This is a genomic window from Hafnia alvei (assembly GCF_034424155.1).
Taxonomy (GTDB): Bacteria; Pseudomonadota; Gammaproteobacteria; order Enterobacterales; family Enterobacteriaceae; genus Hafnia; species Hafnia alvei.
This window is the reverse complement of record NZ_CP139992.1, coordinates 3657362-3679640: the sequence shown is the minus strand read 5'-3', so window position 1 is coordinate 3679640 and position 22279 is coordinate 3657362. Positions and strand designations below refer to the sequence as shown.

General features: G+C 51.1%; 17 protein-coding genes. 15 read left to right on the top strand and 2 right to left on the bottom strand.

Annotation, left to right across the window (positions count from 1 at the left end; translation table 11 throughout):
• Window positions 1-4: 4 nt before the first annotated feature.
• Both U0008_RS17195 and U0008_RS17190 read right to left on the bottom strand, forming a co-directional pair.
• Window positions 5-772, bottom strand: a complete 768-nt coding sequence (locus U0008_RS17195; RefSeq protein WP_043495310.1) for a DUF2076 domain-containing protein — start codon at window positions 770-772, stop codon at window positions 5-7.
• A gap of 147 nt (window positions 773-919) precedes the next feature.
• Entirely contained in the window at window positions 920-1960 is a 1041-nt protein-coding gene (locus U0008_RS17190) for an aminopeptidase (protein WP_043495308.1), read from the bottom strand.
• Between the two features lie 373 nt (window positions 1961-2333).
• Here U0008_RS17190 and cysD point away from each other — a divergent pair, with 373 nt between their 5' ends.
• The 15 genes from cysD (at window position 2334) to recD (ending at window position 22279) form a co-directional block, all read left to right on the top strand.
• Window positions 2334-3242: a sulfate adenylyltransferase subunit CysD gene (cysD, locus tag U0008_RS17185; RefSeq protein ID WP_025800261.1), complete on the top strand. Its 909-nt coding sequence runs from the start codon at window positions 2334-2336 to the stop codon at window positions 3240-3242.
• Between the two features lie 22 nt (window positions 3243-3264).
• Window positions 3265-4704, top strand: coding sequence for a sulfate adenylyltransferase subunit CysN (gene cysN / locus U0008_RS17180; RefSeq protein WP_043495307.1), 1440 nt, complete (start codon window positions 3265-3267; stop codon window positions 4702-4704).
• 2 nt (window positions 4705-4706) lie between these two features.
• On the top strand, window positions 4707-5348 hold the full coding sequence (cysC, locus tag U0008_RS17175) for an adenylyl-sulfate kinase (protein ID WP_043495305.1): 642 nt from the start codon (window positions 4707-4709) through the stop codon (window positions 5346-5348).
• A 58-nt stretch (window positions 5349-5406) separates the two neighbouring features.
• Window positions 5407-5733: a DUF3561 family protein gene (locus U0008_RS17170; protein ID WP_043495303.1), complete on the top strand. Its 327-nt coding sequence runs from the start codon at window positions 5407-5409 to the stop codon at window positions 5731-5733.
• Between the two features lie 111 nt (window positions 5734-5844).
• The gene (locus U0008_RS17165) at window positions 5845-6237 is read left to right on the top strand and encodes a FlxA-like family protein (protein ID WP_080723968.1); all 393 of its coding nucleotides are present in this window, start codon (window positions 5845-5847) and stop codon (window positions 6235-6237) included.
• A 212-nt stretch (window positions 6238-6449) separates the two neighbouring features.
• Window positions 6450-7319, top strand: coding sequence for a prolipoprotein diacylglyceryl transferase (gene lgt, locus U0008_RS17160; protein WP_043495301.1), 870 nt, complete (start codon window positions 6450-6452; stop codon window positions 7317-7319).
• Window positions 7320-7391: 72 nt separating this feature from the next.
• The gene (gene thyA / locus U0008_RS17155; RefSeq protein WP_043495300.1) at window positions 7392-8186 is read left to right on the top strand and encodes a thymidylate synthase; all 795 of its coding nucleotides are present in this window, start codon (window positions 7392-7394) and stop codon (window positions 8184-8186) included.
• A 251-nt stretch (window positions 8187-8437) separates the two neighbouring features.
• Window positions 8438-8896, top strand: a complete 459-nt coding sequence (locus U0008_RS17150) for a prepilin-type N-terminal cleavage/methylation domain-containing protein (RefSeq protein WP_043495298.1) — start codon at window positions 8438-8440, stop codon at window positions 8894-8896.
• Window positions 8887-9468, top strand: a complete 582-nt coding sequence (locus U0008_RS17145) for a prepilin peptidase-dependent protein (RefSeq protein ID WP_051874176.1) — start codon at window positions 8887-8889, stop codon at window positions 9466-9468. Before U0008_RS17150 ends, U0008_RS17145 begins: the two co-directional genes overlap by 10 nt.
• Window positions 9465-9932: a DUF2509 family protein gene (locus tag U0008_RS17140; protein WP_043495296.1), complete on the top strand. Its 468-nt coding sequence runs from the start codon at window positions 9465-9467 to the stop codon at window positions 9930-9932. Before U0008_RS17145 ends, U0008_RS17140 begins: the two co-directional genes overlap by 4 nt.
• Window positions 9926-10297: a prepilin-type N-terminal cleavage/methylation domain-containing protein gene (locus U0008_RS17135; protein WP_043495295.1), complete on the top strand. Its 372-nt coding sequence runs from the start codon at window positions 9926-9928 to the stop codon at window positions 10295-10297. The genes U0008_RS17140 and U0008_RS17135 overlap by 7 nt, the downstream gene beginning before the upstream one ends.
• 124 nt (window positions 10298-10421) lie before the next feature.
• Entirely contained in the window at window positions 10422-13793 is a 3372-nt protein-coding gene (gene recC / locus U0008_RS17130) for an exodeoxyribonuclease V subunit gamma (RefSeq protein ID WP_043495293.1), read from the top strand.
• Between the two features lie 169 nt (window positions 13794-13962).
• On the top strand, window positions 13963-16869 hold the full coding sequence (gene ptrA, locus U0008_RS17125) for a pitrilysin (protein ID WP_043495292.1): 2907 nt from the start codon (window positions 13963-13965) through the stop codon (window positions 16867-16869).
• Window positions 16869-20426 (top strand): exodeoxyribonuclease V subunit beta, encoded by a 3558-nt coding sequence (gene recB / locus U0008_RS17120; protein ID WP_043495290.1) that lies wholly within the window; start codon window positions 16869-16871, stop codon window positions 20424-20426. The genes ptrA and recB overlap by 1 nt, the downstream gene beginning before the upstream one ends.
• Window positions 20420-22279 (top strand): exodeoxyribonuclease V subunit alpha, encoded by a 1860-nt coding sequence (recD, locus tag U0008_RS17115; RefSeq protein WP_193065642.1) that lies wholly within the window; start codon window positions 20420-20422, stop codon window positions 22277-22279. The genes recB and recD overlap by 7 nt, the downstream gene beginning before the upstream one ends.

Genomic DNA, 22279 nt, shown 5'->3' with positions numbered 1-22279 from the left:
AGTTTTAGAAGAACGAATCATCGTCGCTGTTACTGTAGCTGTCGTCATCGTTGCCAAAGCCTGAATCGAAGAACCCGCTGTCTTGCCCATTCTGATTTGACGCATCATCCTGCCAATCCGTATTTTGCAGATCGGGCTGAGTGTTATCGGGCTGCGTGATATCTGGTTGAGCCGCGTCAGGCTGAGCAATCGTATTTTCCTCAACCACGTTCACGATCTCTTCCGGCTGGCTATTGTGGAACATGCCGGTCAGCATATCCGCGATCACCACGCCGCCCGCGACACCGGCCGCCGTCTGTAATGCGCCGCTTAAAAAGCTACTGCCGCCACGAGAGGCCGCAGGCGCATAACCACTATTCGCATTGTTGGCATACTGATTATTGGGGTACTGGTTATTGGCATAATTTGCCGCGCCAGGGATAGGCTGGCTTCCGCTGTTTGATACGGCGGCAGGGCGTGACTCGGTTGCATTGGTGCTGCCACCGCCGAATAAGCCCGCTAAAAAGCCGCCGCTGCTCTGTTTCGGCTGATTCTGTAGCTGAGTCACCTGTTGCTGTAGAGCATTTACCTGATCGTTTAAACGCTTAATCGCCGCTTCTTGTACCAGCATCGCCTGAGCCATGTAGTAAGGCGCCGCAGGTTGTTTGGCGATACATTCCTGAATTAAACGCTCGGCCTGAGCATCCCTCGGCCCGCTGCCAGCTTCAGCCTGTTGTAGGCGAGAGAAAAGGCCAGAGATAACGCGTTGCTCAACGGATTGTTCATCAGACATAAAAACCTCAACGAATATTGATGCCAAAGCGGCACTAAAACAGATCAATCTGGAATAAATGTAATGCCCATTCATTAAAGATCAATATGGCTTAACGCTTTGTCACAAAGGCAGAGGTTTCTATACAGATGACGTTATCGCTGGAAACTACTTAGCCACCTCTTCCACCAGAGGCAGTAAAATCCTCACGCTGTCTCGCGTACGCGATTTGATACGTCCGGGCAGGTGTTTATCTAAGTACTGAAGATTGTCATATTGCGGCTGGTGCCACGTGGTGCCCTCTGGGAAATGCGTATTCTTGCTGGTTTGCTGATAGCCATCTTTTTTGCCCAGAGACCAATTACTGGCTTCAACGGCGAGTACTGGAATATTGGCCACATCGAACGTCATATGATCCGAGCAACAACCGGTACCTTTCGGGCTGTGTTCGCCATGGCCGTTGTTAATGGCGGCGCTAATACCAAAGCGCTTAGCAAGCTTAAGGGCGCGGTCGCGGGTTTTCTCGGCGATGGCTTTCGGCGTGTTAACACCGCTGTGGAAATAGAGTTTATCGCCGGTAATCAAAGAATCGAGATTGATAACCAGCAGCGTGTTGTCTTTGTCGGATTTGCTCATTCTGCTGAGATAGTTTTCGGCCCCTTTGCTGCCTAACTCTTCAGCGCTGAGCGCAAGGAAGCGAATGGTCGCCTTGGTTTTAACGCTGCGCAGACGCTCTGCAAGCTCCAACATCACGCCAACGCCAGACGCGTTGTCATCTACGCCCTGCAACGTTAATCCGCCAAGATTATGGTTCACATCGCTGTCGCTCATTGGGGTATAGGTATCAAGGTGGGCGACGATTAAGATCTGTTTGTCGGTGCTGCCGGGTTTCACCGCAATCACTGAGGTGGCGTTCACGTTATGCCAATCTTTTTTACCTTCGCTTGAGGTATACACATAGCGGGTTTTGAAATCTCTTAAGTCGCTCTGATAGCCCATGCTTTGGAAACGCTGATTAACATAGTCCGCCATCATTAGCTCGGCGGGACTACCAGCCATGCGGCCGGGGAAGTAGGTCGAGATATGTCGTACTTCTTGTTCGGCAATTTTACCCACGGGCTGATGGGTAATACCTGCGGCTGAAACCGCGAAACTACTGCTGAGACATAGCGCTGCGCAAACCAGTTTAAGTGAACGGCAGGAAAACATGGGTAAAGCGTCCTTAGCGCTGCTGAAAACCAAAAACGTGTTCAACAGCGTGATAATTGGGATGATAAATCAGTGCGGCTAGTATGGAGTCTTCGCTCTTATTACACAATTTCTAGCGCTCCTAAAATTTAAGGAAATGTTTACTTCCTTAATCTTGCGCCGCCTCAGCTTGCTGCATATTTCTTTCGGTTATTTCAAATACCTTTTCGTCATTTCATTTGGGCAAAGCTGACACCTTATAGTGCCCCTATCCTGCTTTTTGAAGTTACCGCTGCGCTCACTCGGTTTGATTTGCTGTAACTCCAACCCTCTTGGATAAATATCCGTTGTGCCGGTGTGGCCTTCGGGAGAATTTCTGGCTTAAGGATCGTCCATGGATAACCAAAGACTGACGCACTTACGACAGCTTGAAGCGGAGAGTATTCACATCATCCGCGAAGTGGCTGCCGAGTTTTCTAACCCTGTCATGATGTACTCCATCGGCAAAGATTCTTCGGTGATGCTGCATTTGGCGCGTAAGGCATTTTATCCGGGGACACTGCCGTTCCCGCTGCTGCACGTTGATACCGGCTGGAAATTCCGCGAAATGTACGAATTTCGCGATCGCACCGCCAAAGCCTATGGCTGTGAACTTTTGGTGCATAAAAATCCAGAAGGTGTCGCGATGGGCATTAGCCCGTTTGTTCACGGCAGCGCCAAGCATACCGACATCATGAAAACCGAGGGGCTAAAACAGGCGCTGAATAAATATGGTTTTGATGCCGCCTTCGGCGGTGCGCGTCGTGATGAAGAAAAATCACGCGCCAAAGAGAGAATCTATTCATTCCGTGACCGCTTTCATCGCTGGGACCCGAAAAACCAGCGGCCTGAGCTGTGGCACAACTATAACGGTCAGGTGAACAAAGGCGAAAGCATCCGCGTATTCCCGCTGTCAAACTGGACTGAGCTTGATATCTGGCAATATATCTACTTGGAAAATATCGATATTGTTCCGCTTTATTTAGCGAAGCCACGCCCTGTTTTAGAGCGTGACGGCATGCTGATGATGGTAGATGACGATCGTATCGATCTCCAACCGGGTGAAGTGATCAAACAACGCATGGTTCGATTCCGTACTTTAGGCTGCTGGCCGCTAACCGGCGCGGTGGAGTCTCAGGCGCAAACGCTGCCTGAAATCATCGAAGAGATGCTGGTTTCCACCACCAGCGAGCGTCAGGGAAGGATGATCGATCGCGATCAGTCTGGCTCGATGGAGCTGAAAAAGCGCCAAGGGTACTTTTAAGAATTCGTAGAGGACGAGAACCATGAGCCAGATGATTAACCATTCCATCGCAGACCAAATTGCTGAGCAAGGCGGGGTGGAGGCCTATTTACAGCTACAACAAGATAAAAGCCTGCTGCGTTTTCTGACCTGCGGCAGCGTGGACGATGGTAAAAGCACGCTGATTGGACGTCTGCTGCACGATACGCGCCAAATTTATGAAGATCAGCTGACGACGCTGCACAGCGACAGCAAGCGCATTGGCACACAGGGCGAGAAGCTTGATTTGGCGCTGCTGGTTGACGGTCTTCAGGCCGAGCGTGAGCAAGGCATTACCATTGATGTTGCCTACCGCTACTTTTCGACAGAAAAGCGCAAATTTATTATCGCCGATACCCCAGGGCATGAGCAGTACACCCGAAATATGGCGACCGGCGCGTCGACCTGCGATTTAGCTATCTTACTGATCGACGCGCGCAAAGGCGTTTTGGATCAAACTCGCCGCCACAGCTTTATTGCCACGCTGCTCGGTATTCGCCATCTGGTGGTAGCGGTGAATAAAATGGATCTGCGTGACTATCAACAGGATGTGTTTGAGCAAATCAAGCAGGACTATCTCAGCTTTGCCGAGCAACTGCCCGGTGATTTAGCGATTAAATTTGTTCCGCTTTCCGCGCTTGATGGCGACAATGTGGCGACACAAAGTGAGGCCATGAGCTGGTATCACGGGCCCACTTTATTAGAAATTTTGGAAACCGTTGATGTGGTACACGATGCTGAGCAGCAGCCGTTGCGTTTCCCCGTGCAGTACGTGAACCGCCCTAATCTTGATTTTCGTGGCTATGCGGGAACGCTGTCCGCAGGCGTACTCAGCGTGGGGCAGTCGGTGAAGGCGTTACCGTCAGGGGTCACTTCGCGCGTTGCTCGTATTGTCACCTTTGATGGCGACCTGCAAAGCGCTATTCCTGGAGAAGCCATCACGCTGGTTCTAGAGGATGAAATTGATATCAGCCGTGGCGATCTGATCGTGGCCGCCGATGCGTCAATTCCTGCCGTGCAGGGCGCGACGGTAGATGTTGTCTGGATGTCTGAGCAGCCGCTGAGCCAAGGGCAAAGTTTTGATATCAAACTCGGTGGCAAGAAAACCCGCGCTCGCGTGGAGCGAATCGACTATCAGGTGGATATCAACACGCTTACGCAGCGTGCGGTAGAATCTTTGCCGCTCAATGGGATTGGTTTGGTTGAGCTCACCTTCGATGAACCGCTGGTTATCGACAGCTATGCGCAAAACCACGACACCGGCAGCTTTATTTTTATTGATAGGCTCACCAACGTGACCGTGGGGGCTGGGCTTATCCGTGAAGCGTTGGCACCGTCACAAGCGAATACAGCCGATTTTAGCGCGTTTGAAATTGAGCTTAATGCATTGGTTCGCCGTCACTTCCCACACTGGGGTGCGCGCGATTTGCTGGGTGGAAAATAGCGGTGACTGATATCAATTTATTACAACCAGCTACTGAAAGTAACGCCTCTAGCCCTGATATCGTCTGGCATGAACATGCTGTCAACCGTGAGAGCCGTGAAAAACTGCATGGGCATCAGGGCGCGGTGATTTGGTTTACTGGGCTTTCGGGCTCGGGAAAATCATCAGTTGCAGGCGCGCTGGAGCAGGCGTTACATCAGCTTGGGGTTAGCACCTACTTACTGGATGGCGATAACGTACGGCATGGCCTGTCGCGCGATCTGGGTTTTAGCGACGACGACCGTATCGAGAATATTCGCCGCGTGGGTGAGGTAGCCAAACTAATGCAGGATGCGGGTTTGTTAGTGCTCACTGCATTTATTTCGCCTCATCGCCATGAGCGCCAAATGGTGCGCGAACTATTGCCGGAAGGGCGTTTTATCGAGGTCTTTGTGGATACACCACTCGCCGTATGTGAACAGCGTGATCCCAAAGGACTCTACAAGAAAGCGCGCGCGGGTGAGATTAAAAACTTCACGGGAATTAGCTCGGTTTATGAGTCACCCGAGCAGCCTGAAATTCATCTAAATGGCGAACAATTAGTAACAAATTTGGTCGCACAAATGTTAGACGTTTTACGCCATCACGCTATTATCAAACCCTAGTTATTGTTGCATTACATTTATTCCTTTGGTGAATGTAATGATTATCCAGGGTTGATATATGCTAATAAACGCTGCCAACATTCCCGCTGACAAGAAAAAGTCATTGGAGAAAGAAGAGCCTTCCTACGCCTTTGCTGGCGGGGTATTGGGCTTTTCTTTCTATTGGTTAGCTTTTGTTCTGCCATTTATCGTCTATGGCCTGAATACGCCTTTTTTCCTGCTCTACACGTGGCCGTTTTTTCTGGCGCTGATGCCCATTTCAGTGCTGCTTGGCATCGGTATCAATAAGCTGGTGTCGGGACGGTTGCTGATTAGTGTGCCGTTGTGTGGGGTGCTGGTGGTGATGCTGTTCTGGCAAACCTTCTTGTTGCTGACAGGCTGGTAATTCCTGCTGACTTCGGCAAAATTCTTCGCTCAGGTTTTTTCCTCTTTCGCCGATAACTCAGAGATATTTTAAAAATATCTTTGGGGTTAGTCGTTACAGAGGATAATTACTATGGCAAATGTATCTATCACCATGTCAGTGCCCGCAGCAGGTGTTTCGCCCGCGTTAACCGGCAGCGGCGAAAGCGTGGGTAGTGGAAGCGGTAGCACCGTGGGGGCGAGTACGTCCGGAGGCGGTTCAGGTCGTGTCCAACAACTGATGAAACAAATTCAGGAACTTCAGCAGCAGCTGCGCGATTTAGCCAATTCGGGTGGCTCACCGGAAGAGATTAAAAAGCAGCAAGAGCTGATTCAAAACCAAATTAAAGCGTTACAGGCCGAAATCGCGCGTATTCGCCAGCAAGAGGCGGAGCAGGCGCAGCAAAGCCAGTTGGATAAAGTGGGAAAAACCGGCGACGGCGTTAACCGCCCAACCGATGAAAATCAGATCGATGTTTATATCTGATTTTTTTTGGCAAACCTGTTATCTCTGCTGAAGAAATGACAGGTTTTCCGCTGCAAGATGATTCACGGTTTTACATAACTTTTCCGCAACCTCAAGCCCGCTCTATTTCTTTCCTATGCTATCATGCGCAACTTGCCTTCCCGCTGATATCCTAATGCCTACTGGTTAAGGGATTGATAGGGAATAAATATTCGATATTGTCGTGGTGATAGATGACGAGCTATCTGCATTTTCCTAGTTTTGACCCAGTAATTTTCTCTATTGGGCCGGTGTCTTTACATTGGTATGGCCTGATGTATCTGGTGGGCTTTGTCTTTGCTATGTGGTTGGCCGTGCGCCGTGCTAATAAGCCGGGAAGTGGCTGGACGAAAGACGAAGTTGAAAACCTGCTGTACGCTGGCTTCTTGGGGGTATTCCTCGGTGGTCGTATTGGCTATGTGCTGTTTTATAACTTCTCGCTGTTCCTCGAAAACCCACTTTATCTCTTCAAAGTTTGGGACGGCGGCATGTCGTTCCACGGCGGATTGATTGGTGTCATCGTGGTGATGATGGTATTTGCTCACCGCACCAAACGTAATTTCTTCCAAGTGTCAGATTTTATTGCGCCGCTGATCCCGTTTGGCTTGGGCGCTGGCCGCTTAGGCAACTTCATCAACGGTGAACTGTGGGGCCGTGTGAGCACCGATACGCCATGGGCGATGCTGTTCCCAAGCTCTCGTAGCGAAGACATTCCTTTGGCCGCGACCAATCCACAGTGGCAAGAGATTCTCAACCAGTATGGCGTGCTGCCGCGCCACCCATCACAGCTATATGAACTGCTGCTTGAGGGTGTGGTGCTGTTCATCATCCTGAATCTCTTCATCCGTAAACCGCGCCCGATGGGCAGCGTGTCTGGACTGTTCCTGATTGGCTATGGCGCATTCCGCATCATCGTTGAATTCTTCCGCCAGCCGGACGCCCAGCTCGGCCTGTTTGATGGCGTGATCAGCATGGGGCAGATCCTTTCTATCCCAATGATCATCGCGGGTGTGATCATGATGGTTTGGGCGTATCGCCGTCCTCAGCCACAGCAAACTCTTTAAATAATGTTCCATAGCCTGCTGCGGACGATCACGCCGCGGCAGGTATCAAAAGCATAAACGTCGTGAGGTGACATGAAACAGTATCTGGATTTAATGAAAAAAGTGCTCGCAGAGGGAACACAAAAGGCCGACCGCACCGGAACCGGCACTGTGTCCATTTTTGGGCATCAGATGCGTTTCAACCTGCAAGAAGGCTTCCCGCTGGTCACCACCAAACGTTGTCATTTACGCTCCATCATTCATGAACTGCTGTGGTTCCTGAACGGTGATACCAATACTGCTTACCTGCGCGAAAATAACGTCACTATCTGGGACGAGTGGGCAGACGAAAATGGCGATTTGGGCCCGGTGTATGGCAAACAATGGCGTGCTTGGGGCGCGGCTGATGGTCGTCAAATTGACCAGATCAGCAAAGTGATGGAACAGCTGAAACAAGATCCAGATTCACGCCGCATTATCGTATCGGCGTGGAACGTGGGCGAGTTAGACCAGATGGCGTTGGCGCCATGCCACGCGTTCTTCCAGTTTTATGTGGCAGACGGCAAACTCTCTTGCCAGCTGTATCAGCGTTCTTGTGACGTATTCCTTGGCCTACCGTTCAATATTGCCAGCTATGCCTTGCTGGTGCACATGATGGCGCAGCAGTTAGATCTAGAAGTGGGTGATTTTGTCTGGACCGGTGGTGATACCCACTTGTACAGCAACCACATGGAACAAACTCAGCTACAGCTTAGCCGCGAGCCTCGTGCGTTGCCTAAGCTGGTGATTAAGCGTAAGCCAGAATCTATTTTCGACTATAAATTCGAAGATTTCGACATCGAAGGCTACGATCCACATCCAGGGATTAAAGCACCTGTTGCGATTTGATATCGCGTTATTTGCTCTGAAAGCGCCAGCCCTTGTGCTGGCGTTTTTTTATTAATTTTTACCGAAGCTTTCATCCATCCTTATCCTCATCACTGTTTGGTTTTGCGTGGTGCTTCGCAAATGCCGATGCACGTTTCACCGCGTAATCAAATTGACTGCGGCGAGCATTGCTAAAGCCTTTCGTTCTGCTTTTCCTATCTAAAATCGGTTTTATATTCATCTCCCTATCAGGCAGAGATTAAGGGCTTACAATGGAATGGTCACGGATGAGTGGATTTACGCTGCTGGAAATGATGGTAGTGATGCTGCTGGTTTCAGGCATGGCGCTGTATGGCATTCATGGATTTAGGCAGCAGCGTATGGCACTTCAGCTTGAGCAGGCGGGGCAAGTATTACTGACTTTTTTGCAACAGGCGCAACGGCGGGCGTTTGCTGAAAACAGCACGGGGCAAATTGAGGTTAATGCCGAGCAGCGTAGCGTGCGGGTACACAATACGTCCCGAACGTATGTTCCTTCCTCATCGGATATCACAGTTGCCTCTCAACTGACCACAAACGCAGGGTTTTACGGCGTGCGTAATAATGCTTTAGCAGGGCATATTGATCTCAGTAATTCGGCTGGAACGGTCAGCGTTATTTGGTCTGCGCAGGGGCGTCTTCGGCTGTGCGCGCAGCCTCAACGCCTATTAGGAATACCGTCATGCAACTAAATCACCAAAGCGGTATGACGCTGCCAGACGTGCTGGTTACGCTGCTGCTATCGAGTATTGTCCTGCTATCAACCAGTCAAATTATGGTCATGCTGCGAGCCAGCAGCGTTCGAACCCAACGCTGGCAGCAAATACAGGAAAATATGACCCAGTTGCTCGACCGCGTGGATAAAGATCTCACACGAGCGGGTTTTTGTGCGCGGGGCTGTTTGGTGCCAGAGCCTAAAATTTCGTCTGCGGAGGGGGAAGTCGCAAACTCGTGCATTATTCTGTTTTACGATTTGAACGCCAATGGACGAATCGATCTTACCCCGCCAGCTAACGCAGACGCCTTCGGCTACCGTCTCCGCAACGGCGCCTTAGAAACCGCCCGTGGAACACAGCAATGTTCGGGAAACGGTTGGGAAAAGGTATCCGATGAAAGAGATATTAACGTTTCGCTATTTAAAGTGATCCCACTTTATCGAGGATATGAAGTGCAGCTGGGATTAAGGCGGCTAAAACCACCGTTTATGGCTGAGCAGCAGTCGCGTTTTGTTCTGCCTGAGAATGGTCGAGTGGCGGGTAAATGAATTTAGCGTATAGCCACGACAACCCACAGGCAGGCAGCATGCTATTGCCTTCGGTGCTTCTAATGTTGAGTTTGTCACTGCTGGTTGTCGGCGCGCAGCAGGGACGTCTGGAGTTACAGGTTCAGAACCTAGGCTATCAACGACAGCTCAAGATGCTTCGCCAACAGGCGGCGTCTGCGCTAGATCTGGCGACAATATCGGATAAATGGCCGGCGCCGCTGACTGATGTTTGCCAAACATCAGCACAGGCTACCGTGTGTTTTAAAGCGATCAGTACTGATATCGGGATATTGTGTGCGGTCGTAAAAGCGAAAATTTATGGCATGAAAATACAACGATTTAGCTATGTGAGTATGGGGAGTTCGGTGAGTACGCCATCGACCTCACCGGCCACGACGAGGATGTTAACGCTTTCAGGTGGCTGGTTTGATTACCCATCGGCAGATAGCGAAAATTTATGCTAACCGTATCGAGGCAGAAAGAGCATAGTCAGTCTGGTTTTGGCCTGATTGAGGTCATGGTGAGTATCCTCTTGGTAACTGTTGGTTTTCTCGGCATGTTGCACTACCAGCAATGGATGACGCAGGCACAAATGAGATTATGGCAGCAGCAACGCGCATGGCAATTCAGCGAGCAGGCTATCACGCTGTATCGAATGGGCGTTCCCGTCGCGGAGATTTCGTCACGGTTGTCTCTGCCTAAATCATGGCAGTTGGAGGTCAACATTGAGCAGCAGGCGAATTGTGAAATGATTAACGCCAAGATCTCCGCGCCGTTGAACATCCACGCAAAGCTTGAGAGAACAATCTGCGAACAGTTGACCGAGTGAGCGAACGCTAATGATTTCCTCCTTACCTGTGACAGGCTAAAGTGTGTATACCCTGCATACTTGAAGCTGCTTCAGCGTTGGCTACGTTTGTTACTCGCCAGAACCCAGAGTTATCGGAGAAAGCATGTTTACTGTTTATCACTCGAACCAATTGGATCTGCTTAAGCAGCTTATCGCGGCGCTTATTGAAGGCCAATCTTTGCAGAATCCTTTTGAGCAAGAAGTGATTTTGGTACAAAGCCCCGGTATGGCTCAGTGGTTGCAGATGGAGTTAGCCAAACAGTTTGGCATTGCGGCGAATATTGAATTCCCCTTACCCGCCACCTTTATTTGGAATCTTTTTACTCAGGTAATGCCGGGTATTCCCAAAGAAAGCGCCTTTAGCAAAGATGCAATGACCTGGAAGCTGATGTGGCTGCTGCCACAAATGCTAGAGCAGGAAGCCTTTGCCCCATTGGCACGTTATCTTTCTGACGATGAAGACCGCCGCAAGCACTTCCAACTGGCCGCCCGTGTGGCGGATCTGTATGACCAATATTTGGTGTATCGCCCTGAATGGCTACAGATTTGGGAGCGTGGCGAGCGCATTGACGGGCTGGACGAAGCTCAGCAGTGGCAGGCTCCGCTTTGGGTTGCGCTTAAAGAGTACACTGCGCAGCTCAACCAGCCTGAATGGCATCGTGCCAATTTATATGAGCGCTTTATTCATACCTTAGAGCAATCAACCGAGTGTCCGGCTGGGCTGCCTAAACGGGTCTTTATCTGTGGGATTGCGGCGCTGCCGCCGGTATATCTCGATGCGCTACAGGCGCTGGGCAAGCATATTGATGTGCATCTGATGTTCACCAATCCATGCCGCTATTATTGGGGGGATATTCAGGACTATGCCTTTCTTGCTAAGTTACAAAGCCGTAAACGGCGTCATCATATTCAGCGGCAGCAAGAGATCGAACTCTTCCGCGATCCGCAAACCGCGTCTGAGTTATTCAATCCCGACGGTGAGCAAGAATTAAGTAATCCGCTGTTGGCATCATGGGGAAAACTGGGGCGCGATCACATGTATTTGCTGGCGCAGCGTGAACCACAGGAAGTGCACGCGTTTGTAGATCTAGCCCCCGATAACTTACTCAAGCGCATCCAGCACGATCTGCTGGAGCTGGAAGATCATGCCCAAATCGTCGATCGGCCCGATCGTCTGGCAAGTAGTAACGGCAAGCGACTGCTGGATCTGGGCGATCGCAGCATTAGCGTTAATCTATGCCATAGCCCTCAGCGTGAAGTCGAGGTGTTGCACGATCGGCTACTGGATCTGTTTGCCGAAGATCCTTCGCTCACGCCGCGTGATGTGATTGTTATGGTCGCGGATATCGACAGCTATACGCCGTTTATCCAAGCCGTATTTGGTAATGCGCCGCGCGAACGCTATTTACCTTTCGCTATTTCTGACCGCAGCGCGCGACAAGCGCATCCGGTGATTCAGGCATTTCTCACCTTATTAGAGCTACCCAACAGCCGCTTTACCTCCGAACACGTTTTAACGTTGCTTGAGGTTCCGGTCTTAGCCGAGCACTTTGGCATTAGCGAAGAGGGTCTGCGCCGCTTACGTCACTGGGTGGATGAATCCGGTATTCGCTGGGGGCTAGATGATGACAACGTGCGTGAGCTCGATCTTCCGGCGACAGGCCAGCACACGTGGCAATTTGGCTTAACCCGCATGCTGCTGGGCTATGCCATGGATAGCCGCTGTGGTGACTGGAATGGGGTTCTCCCATACGACGAATCAAGCGGTCTTATTGCCGAACTGGCCGGCCAGCTTGCAGACTTATTGATGAGGCTCAGTGAGTGGCGCACGCGTTTGAGTGGCGAATATCGAGTACAAGAGTGGCAGCCGTTATGCCGTGAGATGCTCAATGAATTCTTCGTACAGGATAGCGAAACGGAAACCGTTCAAGCATTGATTGAACAACAGTGGCTAAAAGTGATTGGCTACGGGATCAGCGCTGAGTATCCACAGGCGATCCCGCTCTCAATACTGCGTGATGAGCTGGTTTCGCGCCTAGACAATGAACGCATTAGCCAACGTTTTCTAGCGGGGCCGATTAACTTCTGTACGCTGATGCCAATGCGATCCATCCCTTTCAAAGTGGTTTGTCTGCTCGGCATGAATGATGGCATCTATCCTCGCACCATTGCACCGCTTGGCTTTGATCTGATGGCAAACAAGGTGCAGCGTGGTGATCGAAGCCGTCGAGACGATGACCGTTATCTGTTTCTTGAAGCGCTGCTTTCCGCGCAGGAACGCCTGTATATCAGCTATATAGGCCGCTCGATTCAGGATAATGCACCGCGTTATCCTTCGGTACTCGTCAGTGAGTTGATGGAATATATTGCGCAAAGCCATCATTTACCGGGGGATGAAATGCTTGATGTTGATAGCAGTGCCCAGCGAGTAATGGACTATCTGCAAATTGAGCATCCACGTGTGCCTTTTGCCGCCGAAAACTATATTAATGACAGCGAAAGCCAGAGCTACGCCGCCGAGTGGCTACCTGCGGCGCAGCGCGTTGGAGAAGCTCATCAGGCATTTGCTCAGTCGCTGCCGCTAGAAGATATTTCGATGGTCACGCTTGACGATCTCATTCGTTTCTACCGTCATCCTGTACGTGCCTTTTTCCAAATGCGTCTTGGGGTGAACTTTATTTTAGAAGAGACGGAATTGCCTGATGAAGAGCCGTTTACGCTGGATAACCTCAGCCGCTATCAGCTCAATAGCCAACTGCTAAATCAACTCATTGATGGCGAAGAGCCCACCGCGCTATTTCGTCGTATCCGCTCGGCGGGCGGCTTGCCATACGGGGCTTTTGGCGAGATCTACTGGGAAAAACAGCAGGAAGAGATGCAAGAAGTGGCAGCCAAGGTTCGAGAATATCGCACCTCGGGCCACAGTATCGAAATTGATAATGTGCTAGACGGTGTGCGGCTAACCGGCTGGCTGCAACAGGTTCAGGATAATGGCTTAGTACGCTGGCGGCCTGCGGTGTTGGGCGCGGTAGACGGCATGGCTCTCTGGATTGAGCACCTGTTTTATTGCCTTAGCGGTGGAGACGGTGAAAGCCGTTGCTTTGGTCGTCAAAACTCGGCGTGGCATTTTGCCGCACTGAGCAAAAAAGAAGCCGAGAAAGCGTTACTGCCCTTGATTGAAGGATATCGACAAGGCCGCAGCAGCCCGTTATTGCTGCTACCTAAAACGGGCTGGGCGTGGCTGAATAACTGCTTCGATAAAGATTCTGGCGCTGTTGATTGGGATGAACAAACTCAGTCTAAGGCGCAAATGAAGCTACTGCTGGCATGGCAGGGCGACCAACGGGTGATAGGAGAAGGCTCCGATCCCTATATTCAACGCGTTATGCGTACCATGGACGAAAAGAGGCTGCGCGAAATTCAGCAACTGGCTGAACAGTATTATTTGCCATTAGCGCGGAGTAATTTGGCCTGATAGAGGTCAAACAGATGTGATTTTGTGAGGTTGAATTTGCGTGAACGCTAACTCTGCCTTAACGTGGTATTAATTTTTAAGCTGAAACGATATCTGAATCACTCTATTTTTCAGCATTATACTATCTGTCGCTGACAGTATTTTGGGGTAAATGATGGTTAGGTTTTTCATGCGTAGGCAGTTATCCATCCTGACGGTATTTGCATTCTTGCTGACGAGCGTGTCGCTGTTGTGGATACCGGCCAGTTCAGCAAAAATTGAGCCTGCTGGCTGGCAGGCATTGGCGGAAAAAATTGATAAAAGCGCCAGCGATCCGCGTCTCTATCAGGCTATTAAGCTTGATAACGGTATGAAGGTGATCTTAGTTTCAGACAAAGATGCGCCTAAGTCTCTTGCCGCGCTGGCACTGCCCGTGGGTTCGCTTGAAGATCCTAACTCACAGCTAGGTTTAGCTCATTACCTTGAACATATGGTTCTGATGGGGTCAAAGCGCTATCCACAGCCTGATAATTTATCCGAGTTTCTGAAAAAGCATGGCGGAAGCCACAATGCGAGCACGGCGTCTTATCGTACTGCGTTTTATCTTGAGGTCGAAAATGATGCCTTATCGCCAGCCGTTGACCGTTTAGCGGATGCCATTGCAGAACCCTTACTTGATCCGGTGAATGCCGATCGCGAACGTAACGCGGTGAATGCTGAGCTAACGATGGCGCGTTCACGTGATGGAATGCGTATGGCTCAGGTTTCTGCCGAAACGCTCAACCCAGAACATCCCAGCGCTCGCTTCTCCGGTGGTAATCTTGAAACGCTGAGCGATAAGCCGAACAGCAAACTCCATCAAGAGTTAGTCTCGTTCTATCATCGCTATTACTCCGCCAATCTGATGGTTGGCGTGATTTACAGTAATCAGCCGCTTTCTAACCTTGCTAAACTGGCCGTGACCTCTTTTGGCCGTATTCCAAACCGCGATGCGAGCGTACCGCCTATTACGGTACCGGCGGTAACGCCGGAGCAGCAGGGCATCATTATCCATTACGTCCCTGCGCAGCCGCGCAAGATGCTGAAAATTGAGTACCGCATTGAAAATAATAGCGCGGCGTTTCGCAGCAAAACCGATACCTATATTGCTTACCTGATCGGTAATCGCAGCAAAAACACGCTATCTGATTGGTTACAAAAGCAGGGTTTGGCAGAGTCTATCGGTGCGGGTGCAGACCCGATGATCGATCGTAATGGTGGCGTATTCTCCATCAGCGTTTCGCTCACCGATAAAGGCTTGGCCGAGCGCGATCGCGTCATTGCAGCCGTCTATGATTATTTAAAATTGCTGCGTGAACAGGGCGTTAAGCAAAGCTATTTCGATGAAATTGCTCACGTGCTCGATCTTGATTTCCGCTATCCATCCATCACGCGCGACATGGATTACATCGAATGGTTGGTCGACAACATGCTGCGTGTGCCAGTGCAAAACGTTCTCGATTCTTCCTATCTGGCAGACAAATATGATCCGCAGGCCATTAATTCGCGTTTAGCAAGCATGACGCCGGAAAATGCCCGTATTTGGTTTATCAGCCCGAATGAGCCGCATAACAAAACTGCGTATTTTGTTGATGCGCCTTATCAGGTTGATCGTATTACCGCGCAGCAGTTTGCCGCATGGAACAACTTAGAGCAGCGTATTTCTTTATCTCTGCCAGCGTTAAATCCTTATATTCCAGATGATTTTTCACTTATTAAACCGGTTCAACCACGCCTGACAAAACCGGAGATTGTGTTGGATCAGCCTGGGCTGCGTGCGTTGTATATGCCGAGCCGCTATTTTGCCGATGAGCCAAAGGCCAATATCACGCTTTCGCTGCGTAACAAAGTTGGCCGCGATGGAGCAAAAGAGCAGGTAATGTTTGCCCTGACCGATTATCTGGCGGGCATTGAACTTGATCAGCTTGCCTATCAGGCTTCGATTGGTGGGATTAGTTTCTCAACCACCTACAACGACGGTTTAACGATTAACGCCAACGGCTTTACCCAGCGCTTACCGCAGCTGTTGACGACGCTGGTGGAAGGCTATGCCGGATTTGACGCCACCGAAGAGCATCTGGAGCAGGCTAAGTCATGGTATCGCGAACAGCTTGATTCAGCGGATAAAGCTAAGGCATTTGAACAGGCTATGCAGCCTATTCAGGCGCTATCAAGCGTGCCTTACACTGAACGCAGCGAGCGAAGAGCGCTGCTGGACGGTATTACGCTAAGCGATATCAAAAACTATCGCAGCCAGCTAATTGAAGGGGCAACGCCAGAGCTGCTGGTGGTGGGTAATATGACCGCCATTCAGGTGAAAGCTTTAGCAGAGAATATTCGCGATCGACTCAAGTGCGGCGGTACGCTCTGGTGGCATGGAAAGGATGTGGTGATTGAGCATAAACAGCTCGCCAATATCCAACGAGCCGGTAGCAGCAGTGACTCTGCGTTAGGCGCCGTTTATATCCCAACGGGATATGACGAAATTCAGGGGATGGCCTACAGCAATCTGCTGAGCCAAATTATTCAGCCATGGTTCTACGACCAGTTGCGTACCAAAGAACAGTTGGGATATGCGGTCTTCGCTTTCCCATCATCCATTGGTAACCAGTGGGGGATCGGCTTCTTGCTGCAAAGTAATAATCAGGCACCGGACTATCTGTATAACCGCTACCTAGAGTTTTATGGTCAGGCCGATAAACGTTTGAAAGCGCTAAAAGAAGCTGATTTTAATCAGTATAAACTTGCTTTGGTGAATCAGCTGCGTCAGCGTCCACAGACGTTGGATGAAGAAGCCGGCCGCTTCGCGAATGATTTTGACCGTGGCAATTTCGAGTTCAATACGCGCGACAAGTTGATCAAACAAATCGATATGTTACATCGCGATAATATTGTGACGTTCTACCATCAGGCGGTGATTAAACCGCAAGGAATGGCGCTGTTGTCTCAGGTGCTCGGTGGTCATGCTAATGGGCATTACGCGGCACCAAAAGGATGGACAACTTACCAAAACGCCTCTGCGCTGCAGCAAACTTTGCCCGTTAAGGTTGCTCCATAATGACTCAGGCACAAACGTTAGATGCTTTGGCGCTGCCGCTGATAGGGGAGCGCCTGATTGAGGCCTCAGCCGGTACGGGTAAAACATTTACTATCGCGGCGCTGTATCTGCGTTTGCTGTTGGGGCTGGGGGGCGAGAATGCCTTTCCTCGCCCCTTGTCCGTAGAAGAAATTCTGGTCGTAACCTTTACCGAAGCGGCGACCGAAGAGCTGCGTGGGCGCATTCGTAGCAATATCCACGATCTACGTCTGGCCTGCGTGCGTGGCAGTAGCACCAATCCACTGTTGTCTGACTTGCTCGATCTTATCGATGATAAAACGGATGCGGTAAGCCAGTTATTAGCGGCAGAGCGCCAAATGGACGAAGCCGCTATTTACACCATCCACGGTTTTTGTCAGCGAATGCTCAGCAATAATGCCTTTGAGTCTGGCATTCTGTTTCAGCAAACCTTGGTTCAGGATGAGCTTCCGCTGCGCCGCCAAGCCTGCGCCGATTTTTGGCGGCGGCATTGTTACCCGTTGCCGCTGAATATTGCAGCGGTGGTGAGCCAAGAGTGGAGTGGCCCTGAACAGTTGCTGAGTGATTTGCAGCCCTATCTGCATGGGGAACTGCCTGAATTACGCCAAGTGATTGCTGATGACGAAACGCTGGCTCAGCGACATCAGCAAATTATTGAGCGCATTGATGCTGTGAAGTCCCAGTGGCGCGCAGCCGCTGGTGAGATTGAAAGCCTGATCGCGGATTCCGGCGTAGACAAACGCAGCTACAGCAGTCGTTATCTACCTAAATGGTTAGCTGCGGTTGGCGACTGGTCGGCCGCCGAGACGCAGGATTATCAATTACCCGATGAGCTCAAACGTTTTGGCCAGAACATCTTGCTGGAAAAGACCAAAAAAGGTACGCCTCCACAGCATGCCGTGTTTGTCGCGATCGATCAGCTACTGGTTGAACCGTTGTCCCTGCGTGACTTGTTGTTATCGCGTGCATTAAGTGAAGTACGCACCAGCGTTCAGCAGGAAAAGCGCCAACATGCGCAGTTAGGCTTCGATGATTTGCTTAGCCGTCTTTCACTGGCGCTACAGCAACCCGGTGGTGAGATGCTGGCTCAGGCGATCCGCCAGCGTTATCCCGTGGCGATGATCGATGAATTCCAAGATACCGATCCCCAGCAATATGGCATCTTCCAAGCGATTTATGTTCAGACAGAGCGCGCCAAGCAACCGGACTCGGGGCTGCTGCTGATTGGCGATCCTAAACAGGCGATTTATGCTTTTCGCGGCGCAGACATTTTTACCTACATGTATGCGCGTAGCGAAGTAAAAGATCATTATACGCTGGGCACTAATTGGCGCTCATCGCCCGGTATGGTGGCGGCGGTCAATCGGGTTTTCTCCACGATTGAATCTCCTTTTCTATTCGAAGATATTCCGTTTTTGCCGGTTGAAGCGGCCAAGAATAATCAGGCGCTGCGCTTTGAAATTGAAGGGCAGCGTCAGCAAGCCATGCATATTTGGCTGCAATCAGGCGAAGGCTGCGGCACCGTTGAATATCAGCAGTCATTGGCAACACAATGTGCGGCTCAAATTCGCGATTGGCTGACGGCGGGGCAGCAGGGCAAAGCGCTGCTGTACTCCAACAAAAATCAGCCGAAACCCGTAGAAGCATCAGATATCACCATTCTGGTGCGTAGCCGTGCTGAAGCGGCGTTAATTCGTGATGCGCTGAGCGCGCTGGCGATCCCTTCTGTCTATTTATCTAACCGCGATAACGTGTTTGAAACGCCGGAAGCGCGCGATTTGCTGTGGCTTTTGCAAGCCGTGCTGGCTCCTGAACAGGAGCGTCTATTGCGCAGCGCTCTGGCAACCAGTTTGATGGGGCTGAACTCGCAGCAGATTAACCATTTCAATCAGGACGAGCGCTTGTGGGACGCGCTGGTTGATGAATTCGATGGTTATCGTCAGCGCTGGCAAAAGCAGGGTGTATTGCCCATGCTGCGTGAAATCATGGTGAGCAGAAATCTGGCTGAGAATCTGTTGGCCAGTGAGGGCGGTGAACGACGTCTGACGGATGTGCTACACATCGGTGAACTGTTGCAGGAAGCGTCGCTAACGTTAGATAGCGAACCGGCATTGTTGCGTTGGTTAGCGCAGCAAATTGATAACCCCGCAGTGCAGTCGGAAAACCAACAACTTCGCTTGGAAAGCGATCGCCATTTAGTGCAGGTGGTGACCATCCATAAATCGAAAGGGCTCGAGTTTCCGATAGTGTGGCTGCCTTTTATCGGCAGTTATCGGCTGCAAAAACAGCCGTTGTATCACGACAGAGATAACTTCAAAGCGGTGCTCGATCTTAATTATAACGATGATGCGGTTAAGCTGGCGGAAGAAGAGCGCTTGGCGGAAGACTTGCGTCTGCTCTATGTCGCGCTCACCCGTTCTGTTTATCACTGTAGTCTCGGGCTGGCGCCTCTGTTTTTAGGTGGTCGAAAAAAACAGGGTGAAACTGACGTGCATAACAGCGCCATCGGATACCTGCTGCAAAAAGGGGAGCCCGGTGATGCCGCGTTGCTGTTGGAATGTCTCCAGCGTCTACAAAATGACGATATTGTGGTGACGCCTGTTTCCAATGAGGACACTTCACCGTGGGTGCCTAATGCACCAGAAGCACAAAAGCTTCAAGCCAAGCTGTTTACCCGCAAGATGCAAGATGACTGGCGTGTTACCAGTTATTCAGGGTTACAGCAGCACAGCAGCACGCCGTTTTTCGACCTGCTGCCTAAACTTGATGTGGATGCGGTGGGGGAGTCGGATCTTGAAACCACGCCAGAGCTCACGCCGCATACGTTCCCGAAAGGTGCGGCACCGGGGACCTTTTTACATAGTTTATTAGAGCCATTGGATTTCACTCAGCCACGCGATCTTGAATGGCTGAGCGAGCAGGTGACTCTGCAAGGATTGGATGACCAGTGGGTTCCTGTACTCGATCGTTGGCTAGAGGCTATTTTACGCGCCCCGTTAGCTGAAACTGGGCCCTGTTTAGCGCAGCTTCCCCCCAGCCAAATTCAGGCCGAACTACAGTTTTATCTGCCGATTGAACAGCTGCTAAAAAGCGCTGAACTGGATGCCCTGATTAAACGTTATGACCCACTTTCCGCTCAGTGCGATCCGTTAGATTTCCGTCAGGTTCGCGGCATGTTGAAAGGCTTTATCGACTTAGTCTTTTTCTGGCAAGGGCGCTATTACGTATTGGATTATAAGTCCAATTGGTTAGGTGCGGACGAAAATGCCTATACCCCAGAGGCGATGGCGGGGGCGATGGCAGAACACCGCTACGATTTCCAATACCAGCTTTACTCATTGGCGCTGCATCGCTATTTGCGCCATCGACTGCCTGATTACCAGTACGAGCAGCATTTCGGCGGCGTTTTCTACTGCTTCCTACGCGGGATGTCGCCAGATAAGCCAGGGCAGGGTGTTTTTCATTGTCGTCCAGATGCCGTGCTCATTGAGGGAATGGATAAGCTCTTTAGTTCAGCTTCGGAGGGCGCAACATGCTGATTTTCGATCTGCTGTTAAACATGGGTGCACAAAAATACCTACGGTCTCTGGATGTTCAGTTTGCACGCTTAATGGCCAACCAAGGGCAGCCGCATCTGGCTTTGGCGGCGGCGCTGGTGAGTTTGGAAACGGCTTCGGGCCATGTGTGTTTGCCGCTGAGTCAGCTCAGTTCAACCTCGCTTGCCAAGCAATTTCCTGATTTTACCCATGAGCTTAGCCAGCTGTTTGGTGATATGGATGAGGCTGCTTGGCAAGCATGTTTGCTGGCTGAGGCCGAGGTCAGCGATGGCAGCTATCCCGCACCGCTGGTGTTGCAAAATCAACGCTTATACCTGCAACGCCTTTGGCAGGATGAAGGCGTTGTCGCCACTTTCTTTGCGGGCAACGAGGCTACACCCGATGAATCAGTGCCCGCTTTATCGGCGATTTTGTCTCAGCTATTCCCCACCAGTTCCGAGGATGCCGAGGTCAACTGGCAGCAGGTCGCTGCCGCCGTTGCTGCAACGCGCCAAGTTTCCGTTATTTCTGGTGGCCCCGGTACGGGGAAAACGACCACGGTTGCGCGTTTGCTGACGGCGCTGGTACGTTTGCATCCCCAACGTAAACTGCGTATTCAATTAGCTGCCCCAACGGGCAAAGCGGCTGCACGCTTGACCGAATCATTGGGTAAAGCCGTTGAAGCCTTGGGATTAACCCCCGCCGAGCGCGAAGTCATTCCCCAAGAGGCGTATACGTTGCACCGCCTGCTAGGTGCGCAGCCGAACAGTATTCGTTTGCGTTACCACCGCGAAAATCCGTTGCATGTCGATGTGCTGGTGGTGGATGAAGCCTCGATGGTGGATTTGCCGATGATGTCTAAACTTATCGCCGCGCTGCCTCAGCGTGCACGACTGATTCTATTAGGCGATCGCGATCAGTTGGCATCAGTGGAAGCGGGGGCGGTCTTAGGTGACCTGTGCCGTTTTAGTGAGTTTGGCTATCGCCCTGAGCGCGCTAAACAGCTGTCTGTGCTGTGTCAGACGGCGATCCCCGCGGGAGCCGAACAGCCAGATGTTGCGGTACGCGACAGCATTTGTTTACTCAGGAAGAGCTATCGCTTTGACGCTAACTCTGGCATCGGGCAGCTAGCCTCTGCGGTTAATCGCGGAGATGTTGCCGCAGCTCGGCGCTGTTTTGACGGGAAGTTCTCGGATATCTCATGGTCACCGATGACGCAGGATGAAGACTATTCCACGCTTATCCAAACCTGCGTTGAGGGCTATCGTTCAACGTTGCAACGGGTACGGGAACAGGCTGATGCGGCTGAAGTTCTTGAGAGTTTCTCACGTTTTCGTTTGCTGTGTGCACTACGTGAGGGGCCGTTTGGACAGTCTGGACTGAACGATCGTATTGAGCTGGCCTTAGCTAAAGCAAGGCTTATTCATAAGCCGACGCAGGCTCATCAGCGGTGGTACAGCGGTCGTCCGGTGATGGTTACGCGTAATGATAGCTCGTTGGGATTGTTTAACGGTGATATCGGCATTGCGTTGGCTGATGCTGAGAATAACATTCGTGTGTATTTCCAACTGCCTGATGGCTCAATTAAATCTGTCCAGCCGAGCCGTTTACCGCAGACCGAAACGGCCTACGCGATGACGGTGCATAAATCGCAGGGCTCTGAGTTCGAACATACTCTGCTGGTGCTGCCCGCCGATTTTTCACCTATCGTGACGCGTGAGCTGTTGTATACGGCCATCACTCGTGCAAAAAATCAGTTAACGCTGTTTAGCCGCGAGCAAATCTTAAAGACGGCGATCCGCACGCCAACTCTGCGTAGAAGCGGATTGATGGAACGGATGATGTTGCCCGTCTAG